This window comes from Micromonospora sp. NPDC048907 (assembly GCF_055586885.1).
Window position 1 is genome coordinate 12,837 of sequence record NZ_JBVJHI010000011.1, and the last position, 18,961, is coordinate 31,797.

At 75.1% G+C, this 18,961-nt stretch carries 18 protein-coding genes; 11 read left to right on the forward strand and 7 right to left on the reverse strand.

Annotation, left to right across the window (positions count from 1 at the left end; genetic code table 11):
• Positions 1-18: 18 nt before the first annotated feature.
• Together ACZ6PY_RS28355 and ACZ6PY_RS28360 are read left to right on the forward strand one after the other, a co-directional pair.
• Positions 19-1,098 carry a hypothetical protein gene (locus ACZ6PY_RS28355; RefSeq protein ID WP_466077631.1) on the forward strand — a complete coding sequence of 360 codons (1,080 nt, stop codon included), beginning with the start codon at positions 19-21 and terminating at the stop codon, positions 1,096-1,098.
• A 25-nt stretch (positions 1,099-1,123) separates the two neighbouring features.
• Positions 1,124-2,623 (forward strand): hypothetical protein, encoded by a 1,500-nt coding sequence (locus ACZ6PY_RS28360; protein WP_466077634.1) that lies wholly within the window; start codon positions 1,124-1,126, stop codon positions 2,621-2,623.
• A 13-nt stretch (positions 2,624-2,636) separates the two neighbouring features.
• Here ACZ6PY_RS28360 and ACZ6PY_RS28365 read toward each other — a convergent pair whose 3' ends face one another.
• Positions 2,637-3,590, reverse strand: coding sequence for a S41 family peptidase (locus tag ACZ6PY_RS28365; protein ID WP_466077637.1), 954 nt, complete (start codon positions 3,588-3,590; stop codon positions 2,637-2,639).
• A 56-nt stretch (positions 3,591-3,646) separates the two neighbouring features.
• Here ACZ6PY_RS28365 and ACZ6PY_RS28370 point away from each other — a divergent pair, with 56 nt between their 5' ends.
• From ACZ6PY_RS28370 to ACZ6PY_RS28385, 4 genes are all read left to right on the forward strand, one after another.
• A complete protein-coding gene (locus ACZ6PY_RS28370) occupies positions 3,647-4,165 on the forward strand; it encodes an ArsR/SmtB family transcription factor (protein WP_466077640.1) in 519 nt (172 codons plus the stop codon).
• A 150-nt stretch (positions 4,166-4,315) separates the two neighbouring features.
• The gene (locus ACZ6PY_RS28375; protein ID WP_466077643.1) at positions 4,316-6,580 is read left to right on the forward strand and encodes a putative bifunctional diguanylate cyclase/phosphodiesterase; all 2,265 of its coding nucleotides are present in this window, start codon (positions 4,316-4,318) and stop codon (positions 6,578-6,580) included.
• A 101-nt stretch (positions 6,581-6,681) separates the two neighbouring features.
• Positions 6,682-7,440, forward strand: coding sequence for a MerR family transcriptional regulator (locus ACZ6PY_RS28380; protein ID WP_466077646.1), 759 nt, complete (start codon positions 6,682-6,684; stop codon positions 7,438-7,440).
• An 18-nt stretch (positions 7,441-7,458) separates the two neighbouring features.
• On the forward strand, positions 7,459-7,776 hold the full coding sequence (locus ACZ6PY_RS28385; protein WP_466077649.1) for a putative quinol monooxygenase: 318 nt from the start codon (positions 7,459-7,461) through the stop codon (positions 7,774-7,776).
• Positions 7,777-7,892: 116 nt separating this feature from the next.
• Here the strand turns inward: ACZ6PY_RS28385 and ACZ6PY_RS28390 are convergent, their stop codons facing one another.
• Positions 7,893-9,410, reverse strand: coding sequence for a GntP family permease (locus ACZ6PY_RS28390; protein WP_466077652.1), 1,518 nt, complete (start codon positions 9,408-9,410; stop codon positions 7,893-7,895).
• A gap of 46 nt (positions 9,411-9,456) precedes the next feature.
• Positions 9,457-10,998, reverse strand: a complete 1,542-nt coding sequence (locus ACZ6PY_RS28395; RefSeq protein ID WP_466077655.1) for a gluconokinase — start codon at positions 10,996-10,998, stop codon at positions 9,457-9,459.
• 254 nt (positions 10,999-11,252) lie between these two features.
• On the opposite strand from ACZ6PY_RS28395, the gene ACZ6PY_RS28400 reads away from it, so the two are divergent.
• A complete protein-coding gene (locus ACZ6PY_RS28400) occupies positions 11,253-12,416 on the forward strand; it encodes a hypothetical protein (RefSeq protein ID WP_466077658.1) in 1,164 nt (387 codons plus the stop codon).
• 12 nt (positions 12,417-12,428) lie between these two features.
• On the opposite strand, the gene ACZ6PY_RS28405 is transcribed toward ACZ6PY_RS28400, so the two are convergent.
• Positions 12,429-13,010: a hypothetical protein gene (locus ACZ6PY_RS28405; protein ID WP_466077661.1), complete on the reverse strand. Its 582-nt coding sequence runs from the start codon at positions 13,008-13,010 to the stop codon at positions 12,429-12,431.
• Between the two features lie 108 nt (positions 13,011-13,118).
• Between ACZ6PY_RS28405 and ACZ6PY_RS28410 the strand changes: the two genes are divergently transcribed.
• Positions 13,119-14,288 (forward strand): aminoglycoside phosphotransferase family protein, encoded by a 1,170-nt coding sequence (locus ACZ6PY_RS28410; RefSeq protein ID WP_466077664.1) that lies wholly within the window; start codon positions 13,119-13,121, stop codon positions 14,286-14,288.
• 66 nt (positions 14,289-14,354) lie between these two features.
• Here ACZ6PY_RS28410 and ACZ6PY_RS28415 read toward each other — a convergent pair whose 3' ends face one another.
• From ACZ6PY_RS28415 to ACZ6PY_RS28425, 3 genes are all read right to left on the reverse strand, one after another.
• Positions 14,355-15,089: a YqjF family protein gene (locus ACZ6PY_RS28415; RefSeq protein ID WP_466077667.1), complete on the reverse strand. Its 735-nt coding sequence runs from the start codon at positions 15,087-15,089 to the stop codon at positions 14,355-14,357.
• A gap of 25 nt (positions 15,090-15,114) precedes the next feature.
• Complete coding sequence (locus tag ACZ6PY_RS28420; RefSeq protein WP_466077670.1) at positions 15,115-15,987, reverse strand: alpha/beta fold hydrolase; 873 nt, start codon at positions 15,985-15,987, stop codon at positions 15,115-15,117.
• Between the two features lie 87 nt (positions 15,988-16,074).
• Positions 16,075-16,443 carry a VOC family protein gene (locus ACZ6PY_RS28425; RefSeq protein WP_466077673.1) on the reverse strand — a complete coding sequence of 123 codons (369 nt, stop codon included), beginning with the start codon at positions 16,441-16,443 and terminating at the stop codon, positions 16,075-16,077.
• Positions 16,444-16,606: 163 nt separating this feature from the next.
• On the opposite strand from ACZ6PY_RS28425, the gene ACZ6PY_RS28430 reads away from it, so the two are divergent.
• The 3 genes from ACZ6PY_RS28430 to ACZ6PY_RS28440 all read left to right on the forward strand — a co-directional run bounded on the left by ACZ6PY_RS28430 (position 16,607) and on the right by ACZ6PY_RS28440 (position 18,961).
• The gene (locus tag ACZ6PY_RS28430; protein WP_466077676.1) at positions 16,607-17,854 is read left to right on the forward strand and encodes an RNA polymerase sigma factor; all 1,248 of its coding nucleotides are present in this window, start codon (positions 16,607-16,609) and stop codon (positions 17,852-17,854) included.
• Positions 17,855-17,931: 77 nt separating this feature from the next.
• Positions 17,932-18,588 (forward strand): DUF998 domain-containing protein, encoded by a 657-nt coding sequence (locus ACZ6PY_RS28435; RefSeq protein ID WP_466077679.1) that lies wholly within the window; start codon positions 17,932-17,934, stop codon positions 18,586-18,588.
• A gap of 1 nt (position 18,589) precedes the next feature.
• Positions 18,590-18,961 carry a YciI family protein gene (locus ACZ6PY_RS28440; RefSeq protein WP_466077681.1) on the forward strand — a complete coding sequence of 124 codons (372 nt, stop codon included), beginning with the start codon at positions 18,590-18,592 and terminating at the stop codon, positions 18,959-18,961.

Consider the following 18,961-nt stretch of genomic DNA (forward strand, 5'->3'; position numbering starts at 1 on the left):
CCACTAGGGTGGGCTGTCGTGACGGACACCGCGCAGCGCCTGGCCGAGATCCGGGGCGGCGTGCCGCCCCGGCGGCACAACGCCCGCACGATCGCCGCGCTGACCGGCAACCCCGGCTGCACCCGCCGCGCCGTGCTGGACGGCGCCGGGGTCGACAAGCCAAAGCTGGCCGAGCGGATCGGCTTCCCGGCCCGGTTCGGCCAGTCCCGCTTCGCCATCACCCGGGGCAACGCGTTCGAGGCCCAGGTGAAGGCCGACGGCGGCGCGGAGCTGCTGCGGCTGGTCGCGGAGCGGCTGGGCGTGCCGGTGCCGGACGACGCCACCTGGACCGACCTGGGCGGCGACGAGGACCGGCCGGAGCGCTCCCGCGCCGCGCTCACCTCGGGCGGGGACGGGCCGGCGCTCTTCGATCATCCGCTGCTCGGCCTGGACGTCGCCGGCCGCCGGGTGCACCTGGAGCCGGATCTGGTGGCCGCCCGGCTCGCCGGCCGCTTCCACGTCGTGGAGATCAAGTCTTTCCCGATCATCGACGGTCAGGCCGACCCCGCCAAGGTCGCGGCCGCCGCCCTCCAGTCCGCCGTCTACGTGCTGGCGCTGCGTGACCTGCTCGCCGCCGAGGGTCGCGACCCGGACCTCGTCTCGCACGAGGTGGTGCTGGTCTGCCCGCGCGACTTCGCGAACCGGCCGGTGGCCAGCCTGCTCGACGTGCGCAAGCAGCTGCTGGTGCTGCGCCGCCAGCTCGACCGGATGGCGCGGCTCGACGACCTGCTCGCCGCCGTGCCGGCCGGGTTCACCGCCGACCTGACCGCCGACCCGGCCGCGCTGGCCGGCGCGCTCGTTGGCGTACCGGCCACCTACGCGCCGGACTGCCTGGCCGCCTGCGAGCTGGCCTACTTCTGCCGGCACGAGGCGCGCGGCCACACCGGCGCGCTGGGCCGGCCGGTCCGCGAGGCGCTGGGCGGCGTCGCGGAGGTGGCCGACGTGCTGGCGCTCGCCGACGGCGGTCGCGCCCCCGATCCGGAGCAGGCGGAGGCCGCCGCCCTGCTGCGCGCCGCCGCGCGCCTGCGCGCCGACGCCCTGGCCGGGCACCCCGCATGAGGACGCACCCCGCCCGGAGCACCCGGTGAGCACCCTGCGCGCGCTGGCCCAGGCACAGGCGGTCGCCGCCGGGGTGGCCCAGCCGGTGGCCACCGTCCGGCATCTGCACCTGTCCGACCGCCCGCTCGTGCTGGTGCCGCTCGCGCTGGCCGGCGAGGCGAACGCCCCGCTCGCGGCCCTGGTCGGCGCCGCGCCCGACGAGGCCCGGCTGCTGGTCGTGCCACAACCCCGCAACCGGGACCAGCGCTTCGCGTTCGCCGCCGACCTGGCCGGGATCGTGCTGCCCTGGCTCGACGAGTTCCGCGACCGCACCGAGCCGGTGCCGGTCGACCGGGGCCGGGACGTCCGGCACCGCTACGTCGACGCCCCGCAGCTGCTGGTGCCGAACCCGGCCGGCATCACCTTCCTGCGGCTGTTCGGCCGCTCCACCCGGTTCCGCCGGCCCGACGGCGAACACCCGGTGCACCCGTCGGTGCCGCTGCTCGGCCGCTGGCTGACCTTCTTCGCCGAGCGCGCTGAGCACCCCGGGTCGGCGGCGCTGGTGGCGCTGACGGACGCGCTGACCCTGCACTGGGCGACGGGCCAGAGCGCCGTCGAGGACCTGCACCTGCCGGCGCTGCTGGGCTGGCTCGACCCGCCGCCCGGGCTCACCGGCGCCGAGGCGGCCGCCCTTGCCGAGGACCCGGCACGCTGCCCGCCGGCCGGGCCGGCCACCGACCCGGACTTCGACAACCACCGGCTCGCGCCGGCCATCGAGGCGTACACCCGGGCCGGGGAGGACCCGGTCGCCCGCGCGGCCGCGTACGCGGAGCTGGAACGGCTGCTGCGCGACCAGCTGGCGCCCACCTGGGAGCTGATGTGGCGCGGCATCGGACTGCTCCGCGCGCTGCCGGCCGGGGCGCGGGTGGCCGGCCGCTGGGACGGCGACAAGGACGCCTTCACGGCGCACGCCGAGCACGTCGACGCCGGTGGCGGCCCGCAGCCGCGCCGGGACGGTGCGGTGGCCGCGGCGCTGCGCCTGCACCGCCTGGAGCGGGCGCTCGCCTCCTACGCCGTCCAGCGCGCCTACGACGATCCGCTGGTCATGGCCGAGCACCGGCTGGCCGGGGAGGCGTTCGTCGGTGACGTGACGCTGGCCGACCCGAAGCGGGTCGACGACACCGGCAGGCGGCCGGTGCTGCGCCCGCGGATCCAGGTGGTCACCACGGAGCCGGTGCTCGTGCCGGTCGGCGCGACGCTGTACTCGCCGGCCCGTCCGGGCCAGAAGGCGAAGGTGGTCTTCGTGACCCCGGCGGCCGACGGCAAGACCGAGGTGGTGCTGGAGCTCTCCGGCGGGATGGGCCGGGGGCTGGCCGCCGCGCCGGGCAGCGTGCCGGAGGTGGGGGAGCGGATCTGCCTCACCACCCTGTCCGACGGCTCCCTGCCGGCCGGCGCCTTCCCGGCCCCGGAGGAGACGCCGTGGACCCACGGCGGCCCTCCCACCACCGCACCCGCCCCCGACGCCCCGGCCGAGGACTGGTCCTGACGCTGGTGCGGTGTCAGCCGAGCGCGGCCAGGGTCGCGCGCGCCTCGGCCGCCGTCGGCCGCCGCGGGTCCGCCGCCAGCAGGGCCTCCAGGGCCCTCCGGTACGCGGCGTCGCGCGCCGCCCCGGCCGGCGTCTCGACGTCGGGGGCGACCCCGCAGCCCTCCCAGTTGGTGCCGCTCGCCGCGTTGACCGGCCGGGCCACCGGCACGGTCAGCTCCAGGTGCGGGTGCAGCCGGTGCCCGACCCGCGGGTGCGCCCCGCCCCGGGTCCGCTCGCCGACCACGGTGGCCCGGCCGAACTGCTGGAGGTCGTACGCCAGCTCCTCGCCGCCGGAGAAGGTCTCCGGGCCGGTCAGCACGAGCACCGGCTTGTCGGGCGCGTAGCGGGGCACGGGCAGCCAGGCGGCGCTCCAGTACTGGTGGGTGGTCCCGGCCCGCTCGTGCATGGTGTGCAGGTGGGTCGGCTCGGCGAAGAACCAGCCGCAGACCAGGGCGACCATGTCGGGGCTGCCGCCCCGGTTGCCGCGCAGGTCGAGCAGGAGCGCGTCGGTGCCGGCGAGCAGCCGCAGCGCGGCGATCATGAGGTCGCCGGCGAGCTGCGGCGGGAAGAGGTACGGCGCGATCTCCAGCAGGCCGACGTTGCCGGGCAGCCGCTCCACCCGGGCCACCCCACCCATGGTGAGCGCGGCGAGCTGGACGAACTGCGCCTCGGCCGGGTCGTCGGCGATGTCGGCCAGCGGCGTCTCGTGGTGCTTGAGCCGCAGGTGCAGGTCCCCGTTGGCGGCCTGGAGGTCGGTGGTGACCAGCGCGCCGAGGGCCGCCGGGTCGGCCGCTCCCGTGTACGCCCCCGCCCGGAGCCGGTCGCCGAGGTGGGCGGCGATCCGGCCGGCCAGCTCGGGGAAGACGTACTGCTCGGCGACCAGCTTCGCGGCCCGCTCGACGATGTCGGTGATCTCGTCCTGACGCATGTCCCGAGTAGAGCAGGCCGGTTGACAAAGCGTCAAGAGAATTAGACGCTTTAGCGGTGAACCACGAGACCGACCTGGAGGTCCGCACCCCGGCCCACTTCAAGGCGCTGGCCCACCCGTTCCGGCACCGGCTGCTCTTCGCGCTCGGATCCGGGCCGGCCACCATCAGCCAGCTCGCCACCGGGCTCGGCGCGGCCAAGGGCACGGTCGCCCACCACCTCAAGGTGCTCACCGAGGCCGGCCTGGTCCGGGTCGCGCACACCCGCCAGGTCCGCGGCGGCACCGAGCAGTATCACGAGCGGGCGTTCCGCCGCCTGTCCGGCGAGACCGTCGACGCCGGCGCCACCGGCGCGATGCTGGGCGCGGTCGCCGAGGAACTGGCCGGCGACCCCGACCCGCTGGTGCACCTGCGCCACCTGCGGCTGACCCCGGCCCAGGCCGAGCGGCTCCGGTCCACCCTGGACGCGCTCGTCGGCGAGGCCGAGGAGGCCGGACCGGACCAGCCCCGGTACGGCGTCCTGGTCTCCCTCTACCGCCGCGGCGGTCCGGAACACCTCGGCCCGCCGGGGCGGTGAGCACCGCCGATCGGCTCTGGCGGCGGCACCGGGCGCTGACTAGGCTTGCGCCGTTCGCCGTCCGCAACCGGTCGTCATCAACGAGGGTGCACGTCCGAGAGAGAGCCGGAGCGAATCGTTGTCCCCCAGCAGCACGTGAGCCTCGCCGCCGTGGCGCCGGCCCGTCGCCCGCTCTCCGGCCGTGTCGGGTTCGCCGCGGCCGCCCTCGTCGTACTCGGGGAAGCGGTGTGGCTGGTCGCCGGCCTGCCGGGCGGAGCCCTGGTCAGCGACGTCGGCGCGGTGGCGGTGTCGGGCTGGGCGGCGGTGGCCTGCGCGCGCGTGGTCCGGCGGGACCCGGCCCCGCTGCGCCGCTTCTGGGCGCTGCTCGCGGCCACCATGACCCTCGCGGCGCTCGGCCGGACGGTCTGGACGGTCGAGCGGCTCGGCGGGCACGGCCTGCCGCACACCCCGCTGGTCGGCGCGCTGTTCACCGCCGGCATCGTCACCGGCACCGCCGCGCTGCTCTGCTCCGTGGCCGCGCCGCGCAGCCTGGTCGGGCAGGCCCGCACCCTGCTCGACGGGGTGATCGTCGGGCTGGCCCTCATCCCGATCGGCTGGGTGGTGGTGTTCCGCGACCTCGCCGCCGCCGACCTGACCGATCCGCTGCGCACCTTCGGGCTGCTCTACCCGATGCTCGACCTGATGCAGCTCACCATCCTGGTGGCGATCGCCGCGCCACCGCGCCCGGTGTGGCGGGCGCTCACCGTGCTCGGGGTCGGCCTGGCCACCCGGGCCGCCGCCGACGCCGGCTACGTCTCCCTCGTCGCGCACGGCAACTACACCCCCGGCCACCCGATCGACGTCTGCTGGCCGCTGAGCTACCTGCTCATGGGTCTCGCCACCCGGTACCCGCCACCGCCCTCCTGCGCCGAGGAGGAGGAGACCGGCGAGTCGCCGCTACCGCCGTGGTGGCGGGTCGCCCTGCCCTACCTGCCGGTGGGCGGCGCGATCGTCGCCGTGGTGCTCGCCCGCCGGCCCACCGGCCAGACCCCGCACCTGATCTTCCTGGGCATGATGACGCTGCTCGGGGTGCTCGCGCTGCGTCAGGGGCTGGCCGCCAACGAGAACCTGCGGCTGGTCGCCCGGCTGCGCCGGCTCGCGTACTCCGACCAGCTCACCGGCCTGCCCAACCGGCTCACCTTCACGCGGCGGCTGCGCCGCGCCCTGCGCGACGGCGGCCCGGTGGCCGTCCTGCTCCTCGACCTGGACGGCTTCAAGCAGGTCAACGACCGCTTCGGGCACGCCGCCGGTGACCGGCTGCTGCGCACCATCGCCGAACGGATGGCGGACGCGACCGGCCCCGACGGGATGATCGCGCGGCTCGGCGGCGACGAGTTCGCCGTGCTGGTCGCCGGTGACCGGCCGGTGCCGCCGGAGCGGCTCGCCCTCCGGCTGCTAGCCGCCCTCGAACCGCTGCCCGGCGAGGAGGACCTGGGCGTGCACCCCTCGGCCAGCATCGGCATCGCCGAGTACGGTCCACAGCACACCTCCCACACCGACCTGCTCCGCGACGCCGACATCGCCATGTACGCGGCGAAGGCGGCCGGCAAGTCCGCGTACCGGACCTGCACGCCGCAGCTGCGGGAGTCGGCGGTGACCAAGGCCGAGCTGATCGCCGACCTGCGCCGCGCGGTCGACGAGGGGCAGCTGCTCATGGAGTTCCAGCCCATCGTCGACCTGCCCACCGGGGCGGTACGCAGCGCCGAGGCGCTGGTCCGCTGGCGGCATCCCCGGCTCGGCGTGCTCACCCCGGCGCGGTTCCTGCCGCTGGCCGAGGAGACCGGGCTGATCCTCGCGATCGACAGGTGGGTCATCCACGAGGCGTGCCGGGCGGCGGCCACCTGGCGCGAGCAGTGCCCCGAGGTGACCGTGGCGGTCAACATCGCCGCCGCCCACCTGCGCCGGCCCGACCTGATCGCCACGGTCACCGGGGCGGTCGGCGCGGCCGGCCTGCCGCTCCGCGCGCTCACCCTGGAACTCACCGAGTCGGCGCTCATCGAGGGGAGCGAAGCGGTGCTCGACCGGCTGACGCAGCTCCGCGACCTCGGGGTGGGCATCGCCATCGACGACTTCGGCACCGGCTACTCCTCGCTGAGCTACCTGCACCGCATCCCGGCCACCGAGCTGAAGATCGACAGGTCGTTCGTGGCCCGCCTCGACGCCGACGACGCGCGGGCGTACGCCACGGTGGAGATGGTCAACCGGCTGGCCGGCGCGTTCGACCTGGCCGTGGTGGCCGAGGGCGTGGAGACCGGCGGCCAGCACGCCGCGGTGACCGCGATCGGCTGCCTGCACGGCCAGGGCTGGCGCTACGGCCGCCCGGTCGCCCTGTCCGAGCTGCTCCACACGCTCACCCCGGTCGACGCGGCCCGCTGATCGACCCGGCGGTGATCGGAGTTTCTGCCCCGCGGCCGCAGAATCGGGCTTGACCCTCACGCAACGGGAGGCGGGAGCCTTGGTCGCGGAAGGGAGGAACCATGGCGTACACGGTGGGTCAGGTGGCGCGGGCGGCCCGGGTGACAGTCCGGACGCTGCACCACTACGACGAGATCGGGCTGCTCTCGCCGAGCGGCCGCACCGCGGCGGGCTACCGCCGCTACGACGACGCGGACCTGGAACGGCTGCAGGTGATCCGCGCCTACCGTGAGCTGGGGTTCCCGTTGGAGGAGATCGCCGAGATCCTCGACGACCCGGGCGGCGACCCGCTGCCGCACCTGCGCCGGCAGCACGAGCTGCTGAGCGGGCGGATCGGGAAGCTGCGGGACATGGTCGCGGCGATCGAACTCGCGATGGAGGCGAGAAAGTTGGACATCCAGCTCACCCCGCAGGAGCGGTTCGAGGTGTTCGGGGACTTCGACCCGGACGAGCACGCCGAGGAGGCCGAGCGGCGCTGGGGCGGCACCGACGCCTACCGGCAGTCGGCGGAGCGGACGGCTCGCTACTCGAAGGAGGACTGGCTCCGCAACAAGGCCGAGAACGAGGAGTGGGGGCGGCGGATCACCGCGCTGATGGCGTCGGGCGCGCCGGCCGACTCGCCGGAGGCGATGGCGCTGGCCGAGGAGCACCGGCAGCTCATCAGCCGGTGGTTCTACGACTGCTCCTACGAGATCCACACCGGCCTCGCGGACATGTACGTGACCGACCCGCGGTTCACCGCGTACTTCGAGAAGATCCGGCCGGGGCTGGCCGCGTACCTGAACGAGGCGATCCACGCCAACGCGATCAGCCGGGCCTGATCGGCCCCGGGTGCCAGGATGGGCCGGACGGCTCAGCCTCGGGAGGTCACGTTGTTCATCGTCGCCGGCACCCTCTACGTCGACCCGGCCCGGCGGGACGCCTACCTGGCCTCCTGTGCGGAGGTCGTCCGGGCCGCCCGCTCGGCGCCGGGTTGCGTGGACTTCGCGGTCAGCGCGGACCTGGTCGAGCCGGGCCGGATCAACGTCTACGAGCGGTGGGAGTCCGACGAGCAACTGCTCGACTTCCGCGGCTCCGGCCCGGACGGGGAGCAGGCGGCGATGATCCTCGGCGCCGAGGTGCACAAGTTCCGCATCTCCGGCGTCGAGGCGCCGTGACGGGTCAGCCCGGTAGGTCGTAGCCCCCACGGTGAGCCGGGCGCCCGCCGCGCCGAGCGCGATCCGTCCACGTCATCACGTTTGTAGCCGCTGGCAGGCAACTCCCGGACCGGCCGCTACAGCACGAGGTCGAGCAGGAGCACGCCCGCGAAGCCGACCACCGAGATGATCGTCTCCATCACCGACCAGGTCTTGATGGTCTGCCCGACGGTCAGCCCGAAGTACTCCTTGACCAGCCAGAAGCCGGCGTCGTTGACGTGTGAGAAGAACAGCGAGCCGCAGCCGATGGCCAGGGCCAGCAGCGCAACCTCCGGCTGGTTCAGGGTGGCCGCGAGCGGCGCGACGATTCCGGCGGCGGTGATGGTGGCGACGGTCGCCGAGCCGGTGGCGATCCGGATGCCGACCGCGACAAGCCAGCCGAGCAGCAGCGGGGAGATGTTCGCGCCCTTGGCGGCGTCCGCGACCAGGTTGCCCACCCCGGCGTCGACCAGGACCTGCTTGAAGCCACCGCCGGCCGCGACGATCAGGAGGATGCCGGCGATGGCCGGCAGTGAGCCGCCGAGGAATCCGGAGACCTGGCCGCGGCTGAACCCGGTCCGGTAGCCCAGGAAGATCATCGCGAAGATGACGCCGGCCAGCAGCGCGACGATCGGGGTGCCGATGATGTCCAGCGCCTTCCGGCCGCCGGTGTCCTCGTCGAGGGTCAGCTCGCCGATCGCCCGCAGCAGCATCAGCACCACGGGCAGCAGCACGGTGACCACGGCGGCCCAGAGCGCCGGTTCCCGGCGGGAGGGCGGGCCCACCGGCTCGTCGATCGGCGCGCCGGGGCGGCCGGTGCCCGGGTTGACCAGGTCGTCCTCGGTCACCAGGTCGCCGTCGGCGTCGAGCCGGCCCTCGCCGGGGCGGGTCGGCCGCCGGTCCCCGCCGGCGGCGAGCGGCTGCCGGGTGGGCAGCAGCGCCTCCGGGGCGGTGGCCGGCACGTAGCGGGCGATGAAGTTGCCGAAGACCGGCCCGGCGATGATCACGGTGGGGATCGCCACCAGCAGGCCCAGGGCCAGGGTCTGGCCGAGGTTGGCGCCGAGCGCGTCGATCGCGACCAGCGGGCCCGGGTGCGGCGGCACGAGGCCGTGCAGCACCGAGAGGCCGGCCAACGCCGGAATGCCGATCTTGATCAGCGGCACGTCGACCCGGCGGGAGACCAGCAGCACGATCGGCACCAGCAGCACCACGCCGACCTCGAAGAAGAGCGGGAGCCCGATCAGCGCGGCCACCCCGGCCATGGCCCACGGCAGCGCGCCGCCGCTGACGCGGCCGACCACCCGTTCGACGATGCTGTCCGCGCCGCCGGACTCGGCGAGCAGGCCGCCGATCATCGCGCCGAGCGCGATCAGCAGGCCGACGCCGCCGACCGTGGAGCCCACCCCGCCGCTGAACGAGGTGACGATCTTGTCGGCGCTGACCCCGGCGACCACGCCGAGCACGGCCGCGCCGAGGATCAGCGCCAGGAACGGGTGCACCTTGCCCCAGGCGATGAGCACCACCACCGCGGCGATGCCGAGCAGGGCGGCGATGACGAGCTGGGTGTCACCGGCGTTCGTGAGGGGTTCCGCCGGTGCGGCGAGCAGTGTGACCACGGCAATCACGACCTTCGGTAGTCGTCCGTGCCTCCGGGACGGGCGATCACTGGGGAGGAGCGGTGGGTGGTGGCTCCGGCGGCAGGCTCGGGGCCAGCCGCCGCAGCGACGCGAACGTCGGGACGAGCGCGTCGTACAGCTCGGAGAAGAGCGGCAGCAGGGCCGCGTACGTGGCGGCGGAGGCGGGATCCGGGCGGACCGTCTCCTCGATCCGGACCAGGTCGGCGGCGACCTCGATCGACTCGATCAGGCCGAGCGCCTGCATGCCGAGCAGGGCGGCGCCGAAGCTGGAGCCCTCGTGCCCGACCGGGAAGCGCACCGGCATGCCGAGCGCGTCGGCGAGGATCTGCCGCCACAGCGGGCTGCGGGCGAAGCCGCCGCTGGCGCGGATCTCGCGTACCTCGTTGCCGGCCGCCCGCACCGAGGCGAGGACCAGGGCGAGCTGCTGACACACCCCCTCCAGCGCGGCCCGCACCAGGTGCGCCCGGCCGTGCCCGTGGGTCAGCCCGACGTACGCGCCGCGGGGCAGCGCGCTCCAGTGCGGCGCCCGCTCGCTGAGCAGGTACGGCAGCATGATGAGCCCGCCGGAGCCGACCGGCGCGCGGGCGGCCAGGTCGAGCAGCTCCTCCTCGGCGTGCTCGCCCAGCTCGGGGGCGAGCGCCTCGTTGGCCCACTGGAGGACGATCCCGCCGTTGTTGATCGCCCCGCCGACGACCCAGCGGTGCTCGGTCAGGGCGTAGCAGAAGACGCCGCCGAGCGGGTCGACGCCGGGGCGCTCCACCATCACCCGCATGGCCCCGCTGGTGCCGATCGAGCAGGCCACCTCGCCGGGATGCACCGCGCCGAGCCCCAGGTTCGCCAGCGGCCCGTCGCCGGCCCCCACCACAAGCGGGGTCTCCGCGGGCAGGCCGGCGGCCCGGGCCGCACCGGCGGCCAGGCCGGGCAGCACGTGGGTGGTGGGGACGAGCCGCGGGAGCTGCTCCTCGGTGATGCCCGCGATGCGGAGCGCCTCCGCGTCCCAGGCCAGCCGGTAGATGTCCATCAGCCCGGTGGCGGAGGCCACCGAGTGGTCGGTGACCAGCGCCCCGGTCAGCCGCAGCAGCACGTAGTCCTTGATGCCCACCCAGTGCGCGACCCGCGCGTGCAGCTCGGGTCGCTGCTCGGCGAACCAGACCAGCTTGGGCAGCGGCGCCATCGGGTGCACCGGGGTGCCGGTCCGCCGGTGGATGGCCAGCCCGGAGGGCACGGCGCGCAGCCGCTCGGCCTGCGCGCTGGCCCGGGAGTCGGCCCAGGTCACCGACGGGGTGAGCGGGGTGCCGTCGGCGTCCAGCCCGATCAGGCTGTGCATCGCGGTGCTGAACGACAGGCCGGCGACCGGCCGGCGCAGCTCCTCGGCCACGGCCCGGATACACCCGACCACCGCGTCGAAGATCCGGACCGGGTCCTGCTCGGCGTACCCGGGTCGCGGCTCCTCCAGCGGGTAGCCGATCGAGTGGGTGGCGAGCTGCCGGCCACCGGTGTCGTACGCGACCGCCTTGGTGCTGGTGGTGCCGATGTCCACCCCCACCACGACGGCCGGGTCGCCCACCGGTGCACCTCCTCGCGTGCCGGGGGTCGCCGCGCGTCCCGCCCTGCGGCTGACGTTACCGACGCTCCGACCCGCTCGCATGACGAAGCGACCCCGCCCGGAGTGCGGCCACCGAACGCGACAGGTTCCGCCTAACGTGTCCCGCAATCACCCATTCGGTCAAATCATCGACTTACGCGTGTCTTGCCACCCCTGCGCCGCCGTTGACATGAATGACACCCCGATTGGTGGGCTCGCGCGGCGGAGGAGTCGGCGTGGCGATGACTGATTCGACGGGTTCCACATGGCGCTACCGGTGGGCGCACCGCCAGAACGACAGGCGGCAGCGGGCCTTCCGCTTGGCCGACGAGGCGTGGCGGCGCCGCGACGACGAGCTGCGCCGGTTGCGCACCCTCGCCGGGTCCTTCCACGGCTCGGCCGAGGCCGGCGCCGGCCTGCCCGTGGAGCTGGGCCCCGGCGAGGTGGTCTTCTGGACGCTGCCCGCCGCCCAACTCGTCGAGGTGCGGCACACCGCCGTGCTGCCGGCCCCCGAGCTGACCGTCGACCCGGAACCGCCGGTGCTGCGCCCGCGCCGCCCCGAAGGGGTCAAGGTCGTCGACGCCGGCCTCGCCGTGCTCACCAACCGGCGCCTCGTCCTGCTCGGCGGTCGGGGCCGGCGCGACTGGACGTACGGGCGGATGACCGGGCTGTCCCACGACCCGGGGGCGCCGGTCACGCTGATCCAGGTGCTCGACCGGCGGCGTACCTCCGGCCTGCTGCTGCCCACCGGCGCGGCGGCCGACTTCCGGTTCAAGCTCACCCTGGCCTTCGCCGACGCGATCGAGCAGCGCGCCGCGGTCGTCGCCCAGCTCGACGAGCTGATCGCGGAACACGAGGCGGTGCGGCCGGTCCGGCCGGCCGTGCTCACCCCGGCCCAGGCCCGCGTCTCCACGCTGCTCCCCGGCGGCCGGCGGACCGTCGCGGTCGGCGTGGCCCTCGCCCTGATCGTGCCGGCGATGCTCTTCGAGTCCGACCCGCCGGTGCGCCCCGGGTCCGACGTGGCCGCCGCGGCCACCCCGGAGTCCACCGCCACCGCCGCGCCCCCGCCGGTCGCCCCCGCCGTGCAGGTCAAGCCCGGCCCGAGGCCGCAGCGCACCCGGCCGGCGCCGACCTCCCCGCCGTCCCGGAGCACCCCGTCGCAGCCGGCCGCCGAACGCCGCTGCGGCGCCCCCGCCAACCCCTACGGGTACGACTTCTGCGGCGGCACGCGGATCCGCAAACCGGCCCGGGGAATCTGCGACTGGTTCGACTGCGTGCCCGGCTTCTGGTCCGGCCGCGGCTGGCTGGTGCAGTGCCGCGACGGCACCGTCAGCCTGACCGGCGGGCGCCGCGACTCGTGCGCCGACAACCAGGGCTTCCGCCGGACCTTCTGGAGCTGACGGGCGGCGCCCCTAGCCCGCGAGGCGCGGCGACCGGGGCGTCGCACGCAGCGGCAGCAGGCCGGCGAGGACCAGGGCCGCGCCGACCGGCAGCAGGTCCAGGTTCACGGCGATCGCCACGAACCCGACCAGCACCAGCACCGGCGCCCACACCGGCAGCAGCCGCGCGGCGGCGGCCCGGTACAGCAGCACCAGCAGGCCCACCTCGAACAGCGCCGGCCCGCCGAGCAGCACCAGATCCGGCGTCTCCACCGCGTCGGCGAAGCGGGGGAACAGGTCGCCCAGGATCACCCACACGAACGCGGCCGCTCCGACCAGGCCGGCCAGCGCCGCCACGTCGTCCACCGCCCGCAGCCGGGTCGAGCGGGTACGCAGCACGCCGTGCAGCCCGACGGCCAGCACGGCGAACCCGAGGATGCCGAACAGGAACAGGGTGTGCCCCGTGTTCCACGCCCAGGCGCCCTTGTCGCTGTGACCGTCCAGCCGGTCGATCAGACGGAGCAGGCCGTAGGCGAGGAGCAGCAGCGACGCGGTCACGGCCACCGGCCGCAACCAGGGGTACGCGGGACGCGTCCGGGAATCGGTGAGGGTCATGGCATCAGCCTCGTCCCGGGGCCGGCCGGGGACATCCGGGCTGACCCCCCACCGGCCCCCGGATTAACCGTTCGCGCCCCTCAGGGGTGCGCGGCTAGCGTCCGGCTGGTGTCCCGCACCGTCACCCTGGTCCTCGTCGACGCCGACGGCCGCCCGCTCGGCGCCCTGCCCCCGTACGACGTGCCGGAGCCGTGGTGGCAGGAGGTCGGCTCGATCGTCGACGGGGCCCGCCACCGGTACGGCCTCGACGTGGCGGTGCTGCGGCTGCTCACCAGCGACCGCCCCGAACCGCCCGGCGGCCACGTCACCTACCTGGCCCAGGTCGCCGAGCCGCCCGCCGTACCCCTGACGCCGGCGCCGGTGGACCTCACGCCGCACCCGCTGCGCGCCCCGTACGCCGAGCCCGGCGGCCCGGCCCGCAGCGTCGCCTGGGCCACCGGGCAGCTCCGCCGGCTCGGCCGGCCGGTGACCGCCGTGGCGCAGCAGCGCACCTGGAACCTGTCGGCGATCTGGCGGCTCGACGGCCCGGCCGGCAGCGCCTGGCTGAAGCAGGTGCCCCCGTTCTTCCGGCACGAGGCGGCCGTGCTGCGCTGGCTGGCCACCGCCGCGCCCACGACCGCCCCCACCCTGCTCGCCGCCGACGACACGGGCCGGATGCTGCTCGACCACGTGCCCGGCGAGGACCGCTACGGCGCCGACGAGGCCGAGCGGACCGCCGTCGCCGTCGAGCACCACGCCGTCCAGCTCCGCGCCGCGGGCGAGGCCGACGCGCTGGTCGCGGCCGGCGTACCCGATCGGCGGGGGCCGGCACTGGCCCGCTGGATCCGCGACCGGCTGGCCCCGCACGACCCGGCCGTGGCCGCCGACCTGCTGGCGGGCCTCGACGACCGGCTCGACCAGGTCCGCGACTGCGGCCTGCCCGACACCCTCGTCCACGGCGACCTGCACCCCGGCAACGTGCGCGGCGACGGCCTCCGGCGGACCGTCATCGACTGGGGCGACGCGTTCGTCGGCCACCCCGCCTTCGACATCCTGCGCCTCACCGAGACGCTCGACCCGCCCGTCGCCGGCCGGCTGCGCGACGCCTGGGCGGCGCGCTGGCGGGCCGACGTGCCGGGCAGCGACCCGCAACGCGCCGTCGACCTGCTCCGGCCGGTCGCCGAGCTGCGGCTCGCCGCCGTGTACGCGACGTTCCTCGCCGGCATCGAGCCGAGCGAGCACCCCTACCACCGCGGCGACGTGCGAGCTTGCCTGACCCGGGCCGCCGCGATGGCCTGACCCACCCCGATCCACCGCTCGGCGTCGGCGTTTCGCGCGGCACCCACGACCCGCTGCGCTGACACCTCAGCCCGCGCGCGCCGGGCCGCCGAACACGACCGGGATGCCGGGGGAGTGGAGCACGCTCACCGGCGGCCCGGCCGGCGGCGGCAACCCCGCGGCGGTGACCAGCTCGTCGTCGAGGTGCAGCAGTTCCGCCCGGTGCAGCGGCCACCGGGGATGCCAGTTCGGCAGGTGCACGGTGCCCCCGTACGCCCGGGTGTGCAGCCCCCACCGGGCGGTGAGGAAGTGTTCCAGCGGGGTCGGGTCGGCGATCGGCTCACCGACCCGGACCGCCATCCGGCTCGACGCCCCGGCCGGGCCGGGCCAGCGGCGCCGGCAGCGGTAGGTGAGACGGTCACCGTCCCGCTCCAGCCGCATGGCCGACCACTTGTACGGCAGCCGCAGGCTCAGCTGCGCGACCAGCACCGGCACCAGCCGGGACGCGTCGAGCGAGCGGAACACCACGGCCCGCCGCCCGGTGCCGTCCACCGAGTACAGCCGGACGTTGGTCTCCCAGAACGTGCCGAAGTACGGCACGCCCGGTCCCCGCCCGAGGCCGAGCCCGACCATCCGGAACCCGATCAGCCCGACGTAGCTGAGCCCGTCGAGCGTGTCCGGGCGGGTGCCGGCGGGCAGCAGCGGCGCGACGACCTCCGGCTCCACGGCCCAGTGCAGGAAGGTGAGGTCCTGCCAGCGCTGCCGCAGCCAGGCGCGCGGGAACGCCCGGACGGGCGCGCAGTCGACCGGCTCGATGTCCACCCACCCATCGTGCCGTGTCCGGCCCTCAGGCGAGGAACGCCAGCAGGTGCCGGAGCGTCTCGTCCGGCGCCTCCTCCGGCAGGAAGTGCCCGGCCGCCACCGGGCCGCCCTCGACCTGATCCGCCCAGGCCCGCCACACCTCGAGGGGCCGGTACCAGGTCGCCACCGGGCCGGCGTGCCCCCAGAGCGCCAGCACCGGGCAGCCGATCCGCCGCCGGCCCCGGTCGGCCCGGTCGTGCTCGTAGTCGAGGGTCGCCGCGGCCCGGTACTGCTCGCAGATCGCGTGGATCGCCTCCGGCCTGGCGAGCTTCGCCACGTACTCCGCCCGCACCGCCGCGGGGAAGGCGTCCGGCACCTCCGACAGGTCGTCGAGCATGTGGTCGACGATGACCTCCGGGGCCCGCGCGACCATCCGCTCCGGCACCGGCTCGGGCGCGGCCAGGAAGGACCACAGCCAGAAACCCAGGCTGAACGCCATGTCGGCGCGGTCGAACGCGTCGCCGGTGGGCACGATGTCCAGCACCGCGAGGCGGCTCACCGCGTCCGGGTGGTCCAGCGCCATGCGGTACGCGCACCGCCCGCCCCGGTCGTGGCCCACCACGGCGAACCGGTCGTACCCCAGCAGCCGCATGACCTCGACCTGCTCGGCGGCCACCGACCGCATGCTGTACGGGGTGTGGTCCGGTGCGCTGGGCGGCGCGCCGCTGTCGCCGAAGCCCCGCAGATCGGTGGCGACAACGGTGAACCGCTCCGCGAGCCGCGGCGCCACCCGGTGCCACATGAGGTGCGTCTCGGGCATGCCGTGCAGCAGCAGCACCGGCGGCCCGCCGCCACCCCGTCGCCCGTGGATGGTCGTGCCGCTGGTGGCGACATCCAGCTCCTCGAAGCCCTCGAACACCGGATGCCGCCTCCCGTCTGCGCCTGCGTGACCCGCCCGGTACAACGACTCGGACCCGGTGGAGGCGAGGTCGTCCGGCCGCGAGTCTCACTCGGGCCGGTGGCAGACCGCCTCGACGTTGTTGCCGTCCGGGTCGCGGACGAACGCCCCGAAGTAGGTCGGGTGGTATTCCGGCCACACCCGTGGCGCGTGCAGCACCTCGGCGCCGGCCGCCACGGCGGCGTCGTGGAACGCCTGCACGGCGGCCCGGTCGGGGGCCGTGAAGGCGATGTGCGCCTCCAGCGGCGGGCCGGCCTCGGGGGGTGCGGGCACCAGCCAGAAGTCGGGACTGTCGACCCCGTAGCCGATCGGGCCCGGCTCCATGATCCGGCGGCCGCCCAGCGGGGCGAGCACCGCGTCGTAGAAGGCCGCGCTGGCCGGCAGGTCACGCACCATGACGGAGAAGTGGTCGAGCACGGTCGCCTCCCTGCGATCGTCGATGACCGCGCCAGGCTACGAGCCGCCTGCGACACTTCCCGCCGGCCGTGCGCGGGCCATGGCGGTGGCACCACCGGGCCGTCGTGCCCGCCCCCGGCACAGGCGCTGGCGGAACGCCGGGCTGACCTGCTGAGATGTGCGCATGGGGGAGTCCGACGCGCGGCGCACCGTCGAGGCGGTCTGGCGGATGGAGTCGGCCCGGGTCGTGGCCGGCATCGCGGCCCTGGTCCGCGACGTCGGCCTGGCCGAGGAACTCGCCCAGGACGCCCTCGTCGCCGCACTGGAGCAGTGGCCCCGCGACGGCGTGCCCGCCAACCCGGGAGCCTGGCTGACCACCGTCGGCAAGCGCCGGGCCATCGACACGCTGCGCCGTACCCAGACCCAGCAGCGCACGCTCGCCGAACTCGGTCGCGACCTCGACGAGCAGGTCACCCCCGACTTCGACGCCGCGCTCGACGAGCACATCGAGGACGACCTGCTACGGCTGATCTTCGTGGCCTGCCACCCGATCCTGTCGCCGATCGCCCGCGCCGCGCTCACCCTGCGGCTGGTCGGCGGCCTCACCACCGGCGAGATCGCCCGCGCCTTCCTCACCACCGAACCCACCGTCGGGCAGCGGATCACCCGCGCCAAGCAGACCCTCGCCGCCGCCCGGATCCCGTTCGAGGTGCCCGGCCCGGCCGAGCGCGCCGAGCGCCTCGACTCGGTCCTCGAGGTCGTCTACCTAATCTTCAACGAGGGCTACTCGGCCACCGCCGGCGACGACTGGATGCGCCCCACCCTGTGCCAGGAGGCCCTGCGGCTGGTCCGGCTGCTCCAGGGGCTCATGCCGGACGACCCCGAGGTGCACGGCCTCGCCGCGCTGCTGGAGATCCAGGCGTCCCGCATCCGCGCCCGCACCGGCCCCGACGGCACGCCGATCCTCCTCAACGACCAGGACCGCGGCCGCTGGGACCAGTGGCTCATCCGGCGCGGCCTCACCGCCCTCGACCGGGCCCGCACCGATCACCCCGGTCCGTACGCCCTTCAGGCCGAGATCGCCGCCTGCCACGCGCGGGCGCGTACCCCGGAGGAGACCGACTGGGCGCGGATCGCCGCCCTCTACGCGGAGCTGGCCCGGCTCGTGCCCTCACCCGTGGTGGAGCTGAACCGGGCCGTCGCCGTCGCCCAGGCCGACGGGCCCGCGGCCGGCCTGGAACTGGCCCGGGATCTGGAGTCCGACCCGGCGCTGGCCGGCTACCACCTGCTGCCCAGCGTGGTCGGTGACCTGCTGTTCAAGCTCGGCCGACTGCCCGAGGCGCGGGCCGAGTTCGAGCGGGCGGCGTCCCTCACCGGCAACGCCCGCGAGCGGGCGCTGCTGCTCGACCGGGCCGCCGCCTGCGGCTCGTAAAAAATCTTGAGAAGTCATGTCGGATCCCGGTCGCCCCGATCGACGCGTCAGTGAGAACCGATGACGAGGAGATCGAGATGACAAGCACGACACTCACCCGGGCCGGGACCGCACGGGGTGTCTCGACCACCACCCTGCTCGCCGCGGGCGCCGCCGCCGGGCCGCTGTTCCTCGGCCTGGGCCTCGCCCAGGCGTTCGCCCGCGACGGCTACGACCTGAGCCGGCAGCCGCTCAGCCTGCTCGCCCTCGGTGAGCACGGCTGGATCCAGATCGCCAACTTCGTCGTCTCCGGGCTGCTGGCCCTCGCCGGGGCGGCCGGCTTCCGCCGGGCGCTGCGCGGCGGGCCGGCCGGCACGTGGGGCCCGGCACTGGTGGCGGTGCTTGGCGTCGGGCTGATCGTCGCCGGGCTGCTCCGCGCCGACCCGAGCATGGGCTGGCCGGCCGGCGCGCCGGAGGGCAACCCCGAGACGATGAGTTGGCACTCCTACGGCCACGGCGTCGGGGCGATGCTCTCCTTCGGCTCGCTCACCGTCGCCTGTCTGGTCTTCGCCCGCCGCTTCCGGCGGGTGGGCGCGCTGTCGTCGATCCTCGTCGCCCTGGCGACCGTCGCCGTCATGGCCTGGCCCGACCAGGACAGCATCAGCGTCCGGATGGTGCTCGGCTCGGCCCTGGTCTTCGGCTGGCTGACCGCCGTTTCCCTGCACACGATCACGATCACCGAGAGGAAGCACTGAGATGCGATTCATGATGATGCACAAGCTGGACGAGGCCGTCCCCGGCAACTTCGAGCCGACCCCGGAGTTCATGAAGTCGATGGGCGCCTACATGGCGGAGGTCGCGAAGGCCGGCATCCTGGTGGCCGCCGAGGGGCTGTGCAAGAGCAGCGAGGAGTCCGCGCGGATCACCGCGACCAAGGGGAAGAAGACCGTCACCGACGGGCCGTTCACCGAGACCAAGGAGTTGATCGCCGGCTTCGGGCTGGTCGAGGTCCGGTCGAAGGAGGAGGCGGTCGAGTGGGCGAAGCGGTTCGTCGACGTCTTCACCGAGCACGGCATCGACGTCGAGGTGGACGTGCGGCGGGTCAGTGAGGGCCCGCACGAGGGCTGA

Coding starts and splice junctions, on each gene's coding strand:
- ACZ6PY_RS28435 (WP_466077679.1), top strand. CDS start 17,932: ATGACAAGCACGACACTCACCCGGGCCGGGACCGCACGGGGTGTCTCG.
- ACZ6PY_RS28385 (WP_466077649.1), top strand. CDS start 7,459: ATGGGCCGGACGGCTCAGCCTCGGGAGGTCACGTTGTTCATCGTCGCC.
- ACZ6PY_RS28440 (WP_466077681.1), top strand. CDS start 18,590: ATGCGATTCATGATGATGCACAAGCTGGACGAGGCCGTCCCCGGCAAC.
- ACZ6PY_RS28405 (WP_466077661.1), bottom strand. CDS start 13,010: ATGACCCTCACCGATTCCCGGACGCGTCCCGCGTACCCCTGGTTGCGG.
- ACZ6PY_RS28380 (WP_466077646.1), top strand. CDS start 6,682: ATGGCGTACACGGTGGGTCAGGTGGCGCGGGCGGCCCGGGTGACAGTC.
- ACZ6PY_RS28430 (WP_466077676.1), top strand. CDS start 16,607: ATGGGGGAGTCCGACGCGCGGCGCACCGTCGAGGCGGTCTGGCGGATG.
- ACZ6PY_RS28365 (WP_466077637.1), bottom strand. CDS start 3,590: ATGCGTCAGGACGAGATCACCGACATCGTCGAGCGGGCCGCGAAGCTG.